Raw genomic sequence first — 14,731 nt, 5'->3', positions numbered from 1 at the left:
GGGGTGCGGCGCGGGGAGGCGGGGTGGCACACGGCGGATCTCAACGCGGTAGCCCGAGCAGGCGCTCGGCGACGATATTGCGCTGAATCTCGTTGGTGCCGGCATAGATCGGGCCCGCCAGCGAGAACAGGTAGCCGTCGGTCCAGGCGCTGCTCTGCTCGGCCGAGGCGCCGAGCAGATCCAGGGCGGTCTCGTGCATCGCGATATCGAGTTCGGACCAGAAGACCTTGTTGATCGACGATTCCGCGCCGAGTTTGCCGCCCTCCGATAACCGGGTCACGGTGCCGAGCGTGTTGAGCCGGTAGGCCTCCGCGCCGATCCACGCGTCGACCACGCGATTGCGGGCCGCGGTGTCGGCCGGATCGGCGGTCTCGCGCCACAGGTCGATCAATCGCGCGGCCGTGGCGTTGAACCGGCCGGGGCTGCGCAGTGACAGGCCGCGCTCATTGCTGGAGGTGCTCATCGCCACCCGCCAGCCCGCGCCCGGTTCGCCGATCACATCGCGATCGGGGACGAAGACATTCTCCAGGAAGATCTCCGCGAAACCGGGCTCGCCGTCGAGCTGCGGAATGGGCCGCACGGTGACGCCGTCCGCGGACAGTGGGAACATCACATAGGTGAGGCCCTTGTGCCGTTCGGCCTCCGGATCGCTGCGGAACAGGCCGAAGGCCCAGTCCGCGAAGGAGGCTCGCGAACTCCAGGTCTTCTGCCCGTTGAGCACCCAGCCGCCCTCGACCCGCTTGGCGCTGGAGCGAATGCCCGCGAGGTCGCTCCCGGCCTCCGGCTCCGACCACGCCTGCGCCCAGATGTCGTCGGCGCGAGCCATTCTCGGCAGGATGCGTTCGAGCTGTTCCGGCGTGCCGTGTTCGAACAGGGTGGGGGCCAGCAGGAAGATGCCGTTCTGGCTCACCCGTCCGGGCGCGCCCGCGGCATAGTACTCCTCCTCGAACAGCACCCACTCGAGCAGCGAGGCGTCGCGCCCGCCGTATTCGCGCTGCCACGACACCACCGACAGCCGGGCATCGGCGAGGGAGTGCTCCCAGGCGCGATGCGCCTCGAAACCCTCCCGGGTGTCCATCGATGGCAGCGGTTCGGCGGGGACGTTCGCGCGCAGGAACTCCCGTACTTCGAGCTGGAATTGCGCTGCGGCCGAATCGAGTTCGAGATCCATCTACTTACCGCTCCGTTCTGCGGTCGTTGCGGTGGTCGAGTCAGGCCCGGAGGCGGTAGCTTGCGTAACCACGGAGGGCCCGCGACCACGGCCCTCGGACGCTGCGGCCTTCATCGACTTGGCGGTCATGCCGGCCAGCGAGTCGGTGCCGACCTCGGCGTTGTGGGCGTGGGCGAAGTGGTGCAGGCCGAAGACCGAATCCATGCCGGCGCGCATGCCCATCAGGTCCTCGCACTGATTGACGGCCTTCTTGGTCAATGCCAGGCCGAATTGCGGCATGGTGGCGATCTTCTCGGCCAGCTCGAGGGTGTGCGATTCCAATTCGGCGCGAGGCACGACCCGGTTCACCATGCCCCATTCGTAGGCCTGTTCGGCGCTGAACCGCTCACCGGTGAACAGCACCTCCTTGGCCCGCCGCGGGCCCAGCACCCACGGGTGCGCGAAGTACTCGACGCCCGGAATGCCCATCCGGACAACGGGATCGGAGAAGAACGCGTCATCGGCGGCGACGATCATGTCGCACACCCAGGCCAGCATCATCGCGCCCGCGATGCAGGCGCCCTGCACCATCGCGATGGTGGGCTTGGGAATCTCCCGCCACCGCCGGCACATACCGAGGTAGACCTCGAGCTCCCGGGCGAAGCGCTGATCGCCGCCGGGCCGGTCGACGTGGTCCCACCACAGCGCGGCCTTGTTGTCGTATGCGATGTGGTGGTCGCGTCCGGGCGTGCCGATGTCGTGGCCGGCGCTGAAGTGTTCTCCGCTGCCCGCCAGGATGATCACCTTGACCTCGGCGTCCTCGACCGCCCGCGTGAAGGCGGCGTCGAGCGCATAGGTCATCACCGAGTTCTGGGCGTTGCGGTAGTCCGGCCGGTTCATCGTGACCAGGGCGATCGGACCGCGGCGCTCGTAGGTGACGACCTCGCCCTCGTCCGGAATCGGCGCGGGGGTCGCGTCTGTGGTCACGAGATCTCCTCACGTAGTTGCCGTTTGAGGACCTTGCCGGCGGCGCTGTAGGGCAGCCGGTCCCGGAACTCCACGAATCGCGGCACCTTGAAATTGGCCAGGGTCTTCTTCGCGTAGGCGACGACGTCGTCTTCGGACAGTTCGGCGCCCGCCCGGCGCACGATGTAGGCCTTGCCGACCTCGCCCATCCGCTCGTCCGGCACCCCGATCACGGCGGATTCGGCGACGCCGTCGAGCCGGGCCAGGGTCTGTTCGATCTCGGCCGGATAGACGTTGAAGCCGCCGGAGATGTACATGTCCTTGAGCCGGTCGGTGATCGTGAGATAGCCGCGCTCGTCGAGGATTCCGACGTCACCGGTGTGCAACCAGCCGTCGGCGTCGATGGCTGTGGCGGTGGCCTCGGGATCGTCGAGGTAGCCGGCCATCACGTTCGGCCCGCGCAGCAACACCTCGCCGTGATCGCCGATGCGCACCTCGAATCCGGCCATGGCCACACCGGAGGTGTTGGCGATGGTCTCCGGATCGTCGTCGGGCAGGCACATGGTGCCGAAGCCGGAGGATTCGGAGAGGCCGTACGCGGTGACGACCACCTCGAATTCCAGTTCGCTGCGCATTCTCTCGACCAGCACCACCGGTACGGTCGCCGCGCCGGTGACGGCCACCCGCAGGCTGCTCAGATCGAAATCGGCGCGGGCGGGATGTTCCAGGATGGTCTGGTAGATCGTCGGCGGACCGGTCAAGACGGTGATGGCCTGCTCCTGCACCATCCGCATCGTCTGCGGCACGTCGAAGGTCGCCTGCGGGACGATGGTCGCGCCGGTGACCAGGCAGGCGAGGATGGCCGCCTTGTAGCCGAAGTTGTGGAAGAACGGCGGGATCACCAGATAGCGATCGGAACTGTTCAGCGTCGACCGCTCCACCCAGGCCCGCACCACATCGAGCGCCTGGCGCTGGGCGACGAGCGTGCCCTTGCTGCGGCCGGTGGTGCCCGAGGTGAACAGGATGTCGGCGATGTCTTCGGGCTCGACCGATTCCGCGCGCGCGATGACCTTCTCCACCGGGGTCTGCGCGGCCAGTTCGGCCAGTTGCGACCAGACGACGGCATCGTCGTAGGTCGATTCGCCCTCCGCCGGAATGACGATGACGGTGCCGACCGCCAATTCCGGTGCGGCGGCGCGTAATTCCGCGAGGCGCTGCCGGCCCAGGAACGGGTCGGCGATGAACAGTGCCTGCGCGTTCACCCGGGCGATCACATCGGCGGCCTCGTCGGCGACGTAGCGGGTGTTCAGCGGTACCAGTGCGGCGCCGGTGTAGTGCGTGGCCAACGCGGCCACCACCCAGTGCCAGGTGTTGGGCGCCCAGATCGCGATCCGGTCGCCGCGCTGGATTCCGCGCGTGATCAGCGCCCCGGCGGTCTGCCGCACCGCGTCGAGTAGTTGTGCCCAGCTCAGGTGCACCTCACCGTCGCTGACCGCCGGTGCACCGCCGTGGATGCGCGCGGCTTCGTGCAGGGCGAGGGGGGTGGTCTGCACAGGGGGTGTCACGTCGTCCTCGTCTTCTACCAGCTGGTCGACGGGTCTGCCCGTCGGTTTTCCGACCTGCTGACGGCTCGATCCGCCGGTCGATTCGCACTGCGGGGCTCACCGCCCTACAAAGCAAGTGCTTGGTAGGTTACTCTACCGGAGTGAGTGCGATCCAGACCCCCGATTCCGCCGCCGGCGCGGATGCCTCCGGCACGGCGGCCCCCGGTACGGAAAACGCAGCCGACCAGCAATTCCGCGCCGAAGTGCGGGAATGGCTGGCCGAGAACCTGAACGGGCGGTTCCGCGAGCTGCGCGGGCTCGGCGGGCCCGGAAGTGAGCACGAAGCCTTCGACGAGCGGCTGGAGTGGGACCGCCACCTCGCCGCGGCGGGGCTGACCTGCCTGGGCTGGCCGGTCGAGTACGGCGGCCGGGCGGCGACGCTGCGCCAGCAGGTGATCTTCCACGAGGAGTACGCGAGCGCGAATGCCCCGGCGCGCGTCTCGCACCTGGGGGAGGAGCTGCTGGGGCCGACGCTGCTCGCCTTCGGCACCGAGGAGCAGAAACAGCGCTTCCTGCCCGGCATCCGCTCGGTCACCGAACTATGGTGTCAGGGATATTCCGAGCCCGGGGCCGGTTCGGACCTGGCGAACGTGGCGACCAGCGCCCGGCTCGACGGTGACGAATGGGCGATCAACGGCCAGAAGATCTGGACCTCGCTGGCGCATCTGTCGGACTGGTGTTTCGTCGTAGCCCGCACCGAACCTGGCTCGACCCGCCACCACGGCCTGTCCTATCTGCTGGTGCCGATGAAGCAGCCCGGTATCGAGGTGCGGCCGATCATCCAGCTCACCGGAACCGCCGAATTCAACGAGGTGTTCTTCGACAACGCCCGCACCGCCGCCGATCTGGTGGTGGGCAAGCCCGGGGAGGGCTGGCGGGTCGCCATGGGCACCCTGACCTTCGAGCGCGGCATCTCCACGGTCGGCCAGCAGATCCGCTTCGCGCGCGAACTGTCGAATTTGGAGGCGGTGGCGAAAGCCAATGGCGCGCTGAATGATCCGGCCTTGGCCGAGCGCATCGACCAGGCGTGGGTGGGGTTGCGCGTGCTGCGCGCACACGCCCTGCGGACCTTGGAGTCGGCGCATCAGAATGTCGATGCCCGCACCGCCGCTGGCCAGGCCTCGGTGTCGAAGCTGTTGTGGGCCAATTGGCATCGCGGCCTCGGCGAACTGGCTATGGACGTGCTGGGCGCCGAAGGGCTGATCGCCCGGCCCCCGGTCGGCGGCACCGGCTCCGCCCTCGATCCGCACCCCGCGGACGACCTGAACCAATGGCAGCGCCTCTATCTGTTCACCCGCGCCGACACGATCTACGGCGGCTCGAACGAAGTGCAGCGCAACATCATCTCCGAACGCGTGCTCGGCCTGCCCCGGGAAGCCCGCTGACCATCCCGCCCGGCCGAACGCTCGGCCGGAAGCCATTGGCCGAAGCCGCTGTTCGGCCGTAAGGAAGGACCTACAGTGCCTGATCTCTCGGTTCCGCCCCAGCCGATCTCCGGTCACGGACTGCTCGCCGGCCGGGTCGCCGTGATCACCGCCGCCGCCGGCACGGGTATCGGATCGGCCACCGCGCGCCGCATGCTCGACGAGGGCGCCGACGTGGTGGTCTCCGATTGGCACGAACGGCGGCTGAAGCAGACCGAGGAGGAGCTGGCCGCGGAATTCCCGCAGCGCAAGGTCGCCTCGGTGGTCTGCGATGTGACCAGTACCGAACAGGTCGACGAGCTGATCCGCGCCGCCGCGCAGCGGCTGGGCCGCATCGACATCATGGTCAACAACGCCGGGCTGGGTGGCGAGACGCCCGTCGTCGACATGACCGACGAACAGTGGGACCGCGTCCTGGACATCACCCTGAACGGCACCTTCCGCTGCACCCGCGCCGCGCTGAACTACTTCCGCACCGCGGGCCACGGCGGCGTGATCGTCAACAACGCCAGCGTGCTCGGCTGGCGGGCTCAGCACGGCCAGGCCCACTACGCCGCCGCCAAGGCCGGTGTCATGGCATTGACCCGCTGCAGCGCCGTGGAGGCCGCGGAACTGGGGGTGCGGATCAACGCGGTCGCGCCGAGCATCGCCCGCCACCCATTCCTGGACAAGGTGAGCTCCACCGAACTGCTCGATCGCCTGGCCGCGGGCGAGGCCTTCGGCCGGGCCGCCGAGCCATGGGAGGTCGCGGCCACCATCGCGATGCTCGCCAGCGACTACACCTCCTACCTGACCGGCGAGGTCGTCTCGGTAAGCAGCCAGCGCGCTTGAAAAGAAGCCTCTGCGAGAGGTAGACCCTGGTGGGTCTCGGCCCAGGGGGGCCGAGAACCCGCCGCAGCGAAGCAGAGGCAAAAAAACACTGCCGCCGATCGGCCCCACCTGTGCGATCCTGAGAACGTCCGGTTCCGACAGTTCGAAGGGACCACGACCCATGGGTCTGGACGGTCGACAGGAAGATAACGACGTACTGGAACTCGAGTTGATTCGCGAGGTGGTGCTCGCGCGGCGGCGGCAGGACAGCGTCGTGCTCGCCGCTCTCACCCTCGGTGCGGAATTGCTCGATCACCCCGATGCGCACGCGACCGCGACGCGCGCCGCGCAGATTCTGCATGAGCACGAGGTCGACGAGGCCGAGGTGGCACGGGATCCGCGTGCCGCCCTGCGTGCGGATATGGCCCGCGATCGGCGGCGAGTGCGGCACATCGGCGCCGGCTGCGGCCCGGGGGAGGCCGATCCCGGTGGGGAACGTCGCCGGCAGCAGACCGCGTTGCTGTGCGAGGTACGCGCCGATCTGCTGGAGGTGGTCCGGCGCTGCCGGCGGTTCCGGTTCGATCGCCTCGCCTTCGCCGACGGCATCGATCGAGGGCTGGCCGCGGCCACCGGCAAATTGGAGGGCGTCGCCGATCGCGACACCTATCTGGCGTGGCGGCGCGGCATCGTGCTCAAACTCAGCGAGATCCCGGATCCGGCCGGCCCGCCGCGGGCGATGGCGACCGTGGACGCGGGGCCCGGCCGGGGACCTCTCCTCGTGGAATGGGATAGCTGTGAGCGGCGGCTCGCGCTGGTGGCGCGGATGAAACGGGCCGGTATCCCAGCACTGGAGATCTGCGATCGGCTGCTCGCCGATCTGTCGGTGTCCTCGCCGCTGCGCTACTCCATTCGGTGAGCCACCCGTAGAACAAGCAAATGCTTGGTTGTATTATGGCCGAGTGACCGCATCCGAGGCCTCCAAATCCGCACGCCGCAACGAGTTGCTCGGCCTGGCCGCCGGCCTGTTCGCCGAGCGCGGCCTGCGGGCGACCACGGTCCGCGATATCGCTGATGCGGCGGGGATTCTATCCGGCAGTCTCTACCACCACTTCGACTCGAAAGAGGCGATGGTGGACGAGATCCTGCGCGGCTTCCTCGACGATCTGTTCGGCCGCTACCGCGAGATCGTCGCCTCCAGCCTGTCGCCGCGAGCCACGCTCGAGGCGCTGGTCATCACCTCCTGTGAATCGTTCGACCGCTGGCATTCGGCGGTCGCGATCTATCAGGCCGAGGCCAAAAGACTTAGTGGCACACCGCGTTTCGAGTACATCTCGGAATACAACCGGGAATTCCGGGAGCTGTGGCGCAATGTGCTCACCGAGGGCGTGCGCGACGGCAGCTTCCGCCCCGAACTCGATGTCGAGCTCGCGTTCCGGTTCCTGCGCGACACCGTCTGGGTGGCGGTGCGGTGGTATCGGCCCGGCGGCCGCATCACCGCGGACATTCTCGCCAAGCAATATCTGACCATCGTGCTCGATGGACTCACCAACCCTGAGAACCGTTCCGGCGCAGTTTATTCCGGAGGATCGCAGTCCGGCGCCGAATCCGGCACATCCGAATAGGAGCGTTACATGTCCACACCGTCCGATCGCCGCCGGTACGCACCGGTGCGCGAGGCCTATGTCATCGATGCCGTGCGGACGCCGATCGGTAAGCGCGGCGGTGCGCTGGCCGGTGTGCATCCCGCCGATCTCGGCGCGGCGGCACTGCAGGGTTTGCTGGGCCGCAACGCCATCGACCCCGGCAATGTCGACGATGTGATCTTCGGCTGTGTCGACGCCATCGGCCCGCAGGCCGGCAACATCGCCCGCACGGCGTGGCTGGCGGCCGGATACCCGGAGGAGGTTCCCGGCGTCACGGTGGACCGTCAATGCGGCTCCAGCCAGCAGGCGATCAATTTCGGCGCCCAGGCCATCATGAGCGGCACCGCCGAGGTGATCGTCGCCGGCGGCGTGCAGAACATGAGCGCCATTCCGATCTCGGCCGCCATGCTGGCCGGTAAGGAATATGGTTTCGACTCGCCGTTCGTCGGCGCCAAGGGCTGGGACCACCGCTACGGCACCGGCGAGGTCTCGCAGTTCAACGGCGCGCAGCTGATCGCCGAGAAGTGGGACATCAGCCGAGAAGATATGGAGCACTGGGCACTTCGCAGCCACGAACGCGCCCGCAAGGCCATCGCGGAGGGCGCCTTCGATCGCGAGATCGTGCCGGTCGGCGATTTCTGGATCGACGAGGGCCCGCGCGAGACCAGCCTGGAGAAGATGGCCGGACTCGCGCCGCTCAGCGAGGGCAGCCGCCTGACCGCCGCGGTCGCCAGTCAGATCTCCGACGGCGCCAGCGCTACCCTGCTGGCCTCCGACTGGGCCGTCACCGAATACGGCCTGAAGCCGCGCGCCCGCATCCACCACGTCAGTGCCCGCGGCGCCGACCCGATCTACATGCTCACCGCCCCGATCCCGGCGACCAAGTGGGCGCTGGAGCAGACCGGGCTGACCATCGACGATATCGATGTCGTCGAGATCAACGAGGCGTTCGCCTCCGTGGTGCTGGCCTGGCTGAAGGAGACGGGCGCGAACCCCGACAAGGTGAACGTGCACGGCGGCGCGATCGCGCTGGGGCATCCGCTCGGCGCCACCGGCGCGAAGCTGTTCGCCACTCTGCTCAACGAGCTCGAGCGCGTGAACGGCCGCTACGGGCTGCTCACCATCTGCGAGGGCGGCGGTACCGCCAACGTCACCATCATCGAGCGAATCCGCTGAGCCGCTTCGCCTTTCGTCCGGCGACAACGGTTCCGGAAGGGGTCGAGGTGCGGTATCTGTCGAGGGGGTAGCGCGAACCGGAAAGGCCGCCCGCCGGCATCGGCGAGGCGGCCTTTCCTTACCGCCGAACGTCTTCGGTTACGCCGACGGGCCGGGGTTCGCCTCGGCGCCGTCACGCAGCGCGGCGATCGTGTCGATCCGCGCGAATGCTTCGTCGATGATGCGGTCGATCAGCTCGGCCACCGTGGGCAGGTCGTCGATGATGCCGGCCACCTGGCCTGATGCCAGCACACCCGCCTGTGTATTACCTTCCACCAGACCAGCTTTCAGCAGCATGGGAGTGTTGGCGGCCATGATCACCTGGGACCAGGTGAGGTCCTTCTGCTTGCGCATGGCAAGGCCGTCCTTGATCATGGTCGACCATTTCATACCGGTCATACCCTTGAACTTGACGGCGTTCGAGACCGCGGCGACGAGGCCGCGATAGCTGCCCGAATGTTCCAGCTTGTCGACCAGTTCGGTGTTGAGCACGCGGTGCGGCATACCGTCGACCTTCAGCGAGACGACCGTGTCCTGCAGGCCGCGCGAAAGGTATTGCTGTTTCACCGAATCCGGCACACTCGAATCCTGGGTGAGGAGGAACCGTGTTCCCATCGCGACGCCCGCCGCGCCGTAGGCCAGGGCGGCGGCCAGCCCGCGGCCGTCGAAGAATCCGCCACCGGCCACGACCGGAATGTCGACCGCGTCCAGTACCGAGGGCAACAGCAGCGTGGTAGCCACCGAACCGGTGTGTCCGCCGCCCTCACCGCCCTGCACGATCACCGCGTCCGCCCCCCATGAGGCGACCTTGATCGCATGCTTGGCCGCGCCGATGGACGGCATGACCACGACACCGTTGTCCTTCAGGCGCGCGATCAATTCCTTCGTGGGGGCCAGCGCGAACGAGGCGACCTTCACGCCCTCGCGGATCATCAACTCGATCCGGTCGGGCGCGTCGGACAGGTCGGCGCGGATGTTCACACCGAAGGGCTTGTCGGTCTTGGCCTTCGTCTTGGCGATCGCGACCTCGAGTTCCTCGAGCGTCATCGTCGCCGAGGCCAGGATGCCCAGGCCGCCGGCGTTGGCGGTCGCGGCGACCAGACCCGGCCCGGCCACCCAGCCCATCCCGGTCTGCACGATCGGATGCTCGATGCCGACCAGTTCGGTCAGCGGAGTCCGCAGTCGGCCGCTCACGAGTCCACTTCCCTTTCCCGGATCCCCTTGGGATCCAGCACCGTGCGGATGATCCGCAGTTCTTCCTCGGTGGGCGTGCGACTCACCTCGGCGCTGTCCAGTCCGGCTACCTCGAACGCGGTGTTCTCGGCGACCTCGTCGGCGCTCACCCCCGGATGCAGCGACAGCGCCCGGAGGGTGTGGCCGGGACCGCCGAAGTCGAACACGCCCAAATTGCTGACCACCCGATGCAGGTGGTGGAACCGGTACGCCGGATTCTCGGGATCGATCCTGTCGTAACCGATTCCGCACACGATATCGACGGTCTCGCAGAACACGCGCTTGCTGTGCTTGGGCACGAAGTAGCTGGTCGCGTGGTTGATGGTGTTGCCCGGTGCGCCGCGCACACCGAACATCTGCCGGCTCGGCTGCTGCAGCGCGCCGAAGGCGGACAGATTCTGGTTGCCGTAGCGGTCGATCTGATTGGCGCCCATGACGACATGCCGCCGCCCGGAAGCCACGACGTCGAACACCTTGCCGAACGGAATCCAGCCCTCGGTGGGAGCCTTGGCGCCCAGTGCGGGGGTTTCGGCCAGGAAGAGGGCCTCGCCGTCGGAGATCAGTAGATCGGGCTCGAAGGTCAACCGCGCCAGCCGCGCCCCGATGGTGGGGGTCGGCGACATCGGGCTGGCCATGATCTCGCCCGCGCCCCGGAAGATTTCGGCGCAGGCGAGCGCGCACACCTCGGCGCGGGTGACAGTGGTGGTCTCGCTCATCGGCGCTCCTCGTTCTCGGTCATTTCGCCTGCTCCACAGCGAATTCGGCTACCGCGGAACGATATTCGTCCTCGGTGACGTCCAGATAGCGGGCTTTGAAGGCCGCCCAGGTCTCGGGATCCTCGGCCGCCTCGACGTAATGGCGCTGGAACTTCTCGTCGCGGCCGTAGCTGCCGGAGAAGGTGAAGTGCGCGCCGCCCGGCGCCTCCACGACGCCGTCGACCATCATGCGATTGAGGATGATCGCCTGGTTCGGCACGGCTTTCACCAGTTCCTCGGTCTCGACCAGCCGATCCACCGACAGGAACCGCCGCTCGGCGGCCAGGCAGTAGAGATCGTCCATGTACGGGTCGACGCCGGTGTAGGCGGCATTGCCGTGCTTGTCGCCGATGTCGAGGTGGACGAACGCGGCGTCGAGGGTGAGCGCCGGCATCGCGACCAGGGTTTCGGTACGGCCGTCGGCATCCGGATACGGCGACCGCACCGTCCGGAGTTCACCGTCCCAGAAATTCAGCACGTCCGAGCCCAGCCCGGCGCGGGTGGGCAGGAACGGCAGCCGGGCCGCGGCCGCCTGCAGGCCGGATTTGACCATGCCCTCGTCCATTTCGCGGGAAATCAGCTCACCGCCGGTGCGCGCCTTGGCGAACCAGGGATCGTAGAACGGCGCCGAATCGAGGGATACGAATCCGTAGTAGGCCTTGCGCACCTTGCCCGCCGAACACAGCAGACCGAGATCCGGCCCGCCGTAGGTCACCACGGTCAGGTCGGTGACGTCCGAGCGCAGCAGCGCCCGCACGAACGCCATCGGCTTACGCCGCGAACCCCAGCCGCCGAGGCCGATGGTCATCCCGCTGCGCAGCTGGGAGACGGCCTCCTCCAACGACATCCGCTTGTCGCGCATGCTCATCGTGCCTCCTGCTGTGTCATGCGGGACACCCGCACCCGGTCGGCCCGGTGCGCGGGCTGCGCATTGTGGCTCATCGTGCCTCCTGCTGTGTCATGCGGGACACCCGCACCCGGTCGGCCCGATGCGCGGGCTGCGCATTGTGGCTCATCGTGCCTCCTTTTTGGCAGCCAGATCCTCGTCGAACCGCGCCCGGATCTCATCGGCCACACCGGCGAGATTCAGCTCGAAGGTGAAGCCCTGCTCGAAGCGGTAGCTGCGGTGCACATCCTGCAGATCGATGCCATTGAGCGCGCGCTTGGCGGCCCGGATGACCCGCCCGTCCTTGGCGGCGATGTTCTTCGCCACTTCCAGTGCGGCGGAATCGAGTTCGGCCCGCGGGACCACCTTGTACACCGAACCGAAATGGTGCAGTTGCTGCGCGGTCGCGGTGGAGGCGGTGTAGAACAGCGTGCGCATCATGTGCTGGGGGACCAGCCGGGCCAGGTGGGTGGCCGCACCCAGTGCGCCGCGCTCGACCTCGGGCAGCCCGAAGGTGGCGTCGTCGGAGGCGACGATGACATCGGCATTGCCCACCAGGCCGATGCCGCCGCCGAGGCAGAAGCCGTTCACCGCCGCGATCACCGGCACCGGGCATTCGTAGACCGCGCCGAAGGCGTCGTAGCAGCCGTGATTGGCATCGATGAGGGTCTGATGGCCCGGGTTGCGCTGGATCTCCTTGATGTCGACTCCGGCGTTGAAGCCGCGGCCCTCGGCGCGGAGCACGACGACCTTGGTCTCCGGGTCGCGCCCGGCCTCGCGAATCGCATCGGCCACGCCGAACCAGCCTGCGGTGGGCAGCGCGTTGACCGGCGGATAGTCGATCGTGACGACCTCGATACCCGAGGTCTCGGTGTGACGGTTGATCCCCATCGCATGTCCATTCATTGGAAAAACAAGCAAGTGCTTGGTAGGTTAGCACGGTGGCAATCGAAGTGGACCTGTCCGGATCGGTAGTTCTCGTGACCGGCGGGGTCAAGGGCGTAGGCGCCGGCATCAGCCGGGTGTATCTGGACGCCGGCGCGACCGTCGTGGTGTGTGCCCGCCGCCCCGGTGAGGCGGCGATCGAGAGTTCCGGTCGTACCGCCCAATTCCTGCCGTGCGACGTGCGCGACGGCGAGGCGGTGACCGGGCTGATCGAGACGATCGTGCAGCGCCACGGCCGGATCGACCATGTGGTGAACAATGCCGGTGGCGCGCCGTTCGCCCCCGCCGCCACCGCCTCCCGCAATTTCCATGCCAAGATCGTGGAGCTCAACCTACTTGCCCCCCTGGTGGTTTCGCAGGCGGCCAATGCCGTGATGCAGCAGCAGCCCGAGGGCGGTTCGATCGTGATGATCTCGAGCGTCAGCGGCCATCGTCCCTCGCCCGGCACCGCCGCCTACGGCGCGGCCAAGGCCGGTCTGGACAGTCTGGTGTCCTCGCTGGCGATCGAGTGGGCGCCGAAGGTGCGGGTCAATTCGGTGATCGTCGGGATGGTCGGCACCGAATCCAGCCATCTGCACTACGGCGACGATGCCGGGATCGCCGCCGTGGCGGCGACCGTGCCGCTGGGGCGGCTGGCGACACCCGAGGACATCGGCCGGGTCGCGGTCTTCCTGTCCTCCCCGCTGGCCGGCTACGTCAACGGCGGATCGCTCATCGTGCACGGGGGCGGGGAACGTCCCGCCTTCCTGGACGCGGCGACCGTCAACGACGCGCAACCGGCCGCGCGATAGCAGCCGCCACTCGGCAACCGGGCCCCGCTTCGCGACGAAAACCCCTACCGCACCGAGGAAATGAGAGCAGCAGATATGACCGACAACTCCGAGCGGATCTGTGCAGGACGCACCGTGATCGTCACCGGCGCCGGCCGCGGTATCGGCCGGGCCCACGCGTTGGCCTTCGCCGCGGCGGGCGCCAACGTGGTGGTCAACGATCTGGGCGCGGAACTGGACGGCGCCCCCAGTGCCGATTCGCCCGCCGCCCAAGTGGTCGAGGAGATCATGCAGGCCGGTGGCCGGGCCGTCGTCAACGGTGACGACGTGGCGGACTGGTCCGGTGCGAAGCGGCTGATCAGCCAGGCTGTGGAGACCTTCGGCGGCCTCGATGTGGTGGTGAACAACGCCGGTATCGTGCGCGATCGGATGCTGGTCAACCTGGCCGAGGACGAGTGGGATGCTGTGATCCGCGTCCATCTCAAGGGTCACTTCGCGACCATGCGTCATGCCATCGAGTACTGGCGCGCGGAATCCAAGGCCGGTCGTGCCCGCGACGCCCGCATCATCAACACGAGCTCGGGTGCCGGTCTGCAGGGCAGCGTCGGACAGGGCAACTACGCGGCGGCGAAGGCCGGTATCGCGGCCCTGACCATCACTGCCGCAGCGGAATTCGGACGTTACGGGGTCACCGTCAACGCCATCGCTCCGTCCGCGCGCACCCGCATGACCGAAACCGTCTTCGCCGATATGATGGCCCGCCCCGACGACGGCTTCGACGCGATGGCGCCGGAAAACGTCTCGCCCCTGGTGGTCTGGCTGGGCAGCCCGGATTCGGCCGGTGTCACCGGGCGCATGTTCGAGGTCGAGGGTGGAAAGGTGGCGTTGGCCGACGGCTGGCGCCATGGTGTCGCCGAGGATCGCGGTGCACGGTGGCAGCCGTCCGAATTGGGTCCGGTGGTACGTGAGTTGATTGCCAAGGCAGCCGATCCCGAGCCGGTCTACGGGGCCTGAGCCCCGCAACCCGCACAGCAACGATCCGTGCCGGTGAGATCGCGTCCCGCCGCCCCCTTACCGCGGCCGCGATCCGCCGGCGCAGGCGTGTGAATTCCCTTGTGCCCGTGTCGATGACGTCGCGTTTGCGGCTCGTCGATGGTAAGTTGGCATGGTCATTACGGCGGGCGATTCCGGTTACCGCGCCGTGACCGGTGATCGTGCTCCCATGATCTCGCTGCGCGAGCAAACTGTCGGCAGTTAAGATGGGCCCGCATTCGTTCGGTCCCGGAGATTTGTCGCGACCGGGGAGAAATCTGCGCTGAGAAGTTGAGGG

Annotated in this window: 14 protein-coding genes; 7 read left to right on the top strand and 7 right to left on the bottom strand. The window is 67.9% G+C overall.

Going from position 1 to position 14,731, the window contains the following annotated elements:
* Window positions 1–40: 40 nt before the first annotated feature.
* Genes C5E41_RS01650 through C5E41_RS01640 form a run of 3 tightly spaced genes read right to left on the bottom strand, consistent with a single transcriptional unit; the run spans window position 41 to window position 3,681 of the window.
* On the bottom strand, window positions 41–1,171 hold the full coding sequence (locus C5E41_RS01650; RefSeq protein WP_104374032.1) for an acyl-CoA dehydrogenase family protein: 1,131 nt from the start codon (window positions 1,169–1,171) through the stop codon (window positions 41–43).
* Entirely contained in the window at window positions 1,172–2,137 is a 966-nt protein-coding gene (locus C5E41_RS01645) for an enoyl-CoA hydratase (protein WP_258080657.1), read from the bottom strand.
* Window positions 2,134–3,681 (bottom strand): FadD3 family acyl-CoA ligase, encoded by a 1,548-nt coding sequence (locus C5E41_RS01640; RefSeq protein WP_104374031.1) that lies wholly within the window; start codon window positions 3,679–3,681, stop codon window positions 2,134–2,136. The genes C5E41_RS01645 and C5E41_RS01640 overlap by 4 nt, the downstream gene beginning before the upstream one ends.
* Before the next feature lie 242 nt (window positions 3,682–3,923).
* Here C5E41_RS01640 and C5E41_RS01635 point away from each other — a divergent pair, with 242 nt between their 5' ends.
* The 5 genes from C5E41_RS01635 to C5E41_RS01615 all read left to right on the top strand — a co-directional run bounded on the left by C5E41_RS01635 (window position 3,924) and on the right by C5E41_RS01615 (window position 8,773).
* Window positions 3,924–5,105, top strand: coding sequence for an acyl-CoA dehydrogenase family protein (locus C5E41_RS01635; protein WP_439956344.1), 1,182 nt, complete (start codon window positions 3,924–3,926; stop codon window positions 5,103–5,105).
* Between the two features lie 75 nt (window positions 5,106–5,180).
* A complete protein-coding gene (locus C5E41_RS01630; RefSeq protein WP_104374030.1) occupies window positions 5,181–5,975 on the top strand; it encodes an SDR family oxidoreductase in 795 nt (264 codons plus the stop codon).
* Window positions 5,976–6,135: 160 nt separating this feature from the next.
* Window positions 6,136–6,870, top strand: a complete 735-nt coding sequence (locus C5E41_RS01625; protein WP_104374029.1) for a hypothetical protein — start codon at window positions 6,136–6,138, stop codon at window positions 6,868–6,870.
* Window positions 6,871–6,913: 43 nt separating this feature from the next.
* Window positions 6,914–7,576, top strand: a complete 663-nt coding sequence (locus tag C5E41_RS01620) for a TetR/AcrR family transcriptional regulator (protein WP_104374028.1) — start codon at window positions 6,914–6,916, stop codon at window positions 7,574–7,576.
* Between the two features lie 45 nt (window positions 7,577–7,621).
* A complete protein-coding gene (locus C5E41_RS01615) occupies window positions 7,622–8,773 on the top strand; it encodes an acetyl-CoA C-acetyltransferase (protein WP_104374194.1) in 1,152 nt (383 codons plus the stop codon).
* A 138-nt stretch (window positions 8,774–8,911) separates the two neighbouring features.
* On the opposite strand, the gene C5E41_RS01610 is transcribed toward C5E41_RS01615, so the two are convergent.
* The 4 genes from C5E41_RS01610 to C5E41_RS01595 form a co-directional block, all read right to left on the bottom strand.
* Window positions 8,912–10,006 carry an NAD(P)H-dependent flavin oxidoreductase gene (locus C5E41_RS01610; protein WP_104374027.1) on the bottom strand — a complete coding sequence of 365 codons (1,095 nt, stop codon included), beginning with the start codon at window positions 10,004–10,006 and terminating at the stop codon, window positions 8,912–8,914.
* Window positions 10,003–10,761, bottom strand: coding sequence for a CoA-transferase subunit beta (locus C5E41_RS01605; protein ID WP_104374026.1), 759 nt, complete (start codon window positions 10,759–10,761; stop codon window positions 10,003–10,005). The genes C5E41_RS01610 and C5E41_RS01605 overlap by 4 nt, the downstream gene beginning before the upstream one ends.
* A gap of 19 nt (window positions 10,762–10,780) precedes the next feature.
* The gene (locus tag C5E41_RS01600) at window positions 10,781–11,662 is read right to left on the bottom strand and encodes a CoA transferase subunit A (RefSeq protein ID WP_104374193.1); all 882 of its coding nucleotides are present in this window, start codon (window positions 11,660–11,662) and stop codon (window positions 10,781–10,783) included.
* A gap of 150 nt (window positions 11,663–11,812) precedes the next feature.
* Entirely contained in the window at window positions 11,813–12,577 is a 765-nt protein-coding gene (locus tag C5E41_RS01595) for an enoyl-CoA hydratase family protein (RefSeq protein WP_104374192.1), read from the bottom strand.
* 50 nt (window positions 12,578–12,627) lie between these two features.
* On the opposite strand from C5E41_RS01595, the gene C5E41_RS01590 reads away from it, so the two are divergent.
* Together C5E41_RS01590 and C5E41_RS01585 are read left to right on the top strand one after the other, a co-directional pair.
* Entirely contained in the window at window positions 12,628–13,422 is a 795-nt protein-coding gene (locus tag C5E41_RS01590) for an SDR family oxidoreductase (RefSeq protein ID WP_439956335.1), read from the top strand.
* A gap of 75 nt (window positions 13,423–13,497) precedes the next feature.
* A complete protein-coding gene (locus C5E41_RS01585; protein ID WP_104374025.1) occupies window positions 13,498–14,415 on the top strand; it encodes an SDR family oxidoreductase in 918 nt (305 codons plus the stop codon).
* The last annotated feature ends 316 nt before the right edge of the window (window positions 14,416–14,731 follow it).

It is taken from the genome of Nocardia nova (assembly GCF_002933465.1).
GTDB lineage: Bacteria > Actinomycetota > Actinomycetes > Mycobacteriales > Mycobacteriaceae > Nocardia > Nocardia nova_B.
Note: the sequence above shows the minus strand (reverse complement) of the source record. Positions and strands in the feature narration are given on the sequence as shown.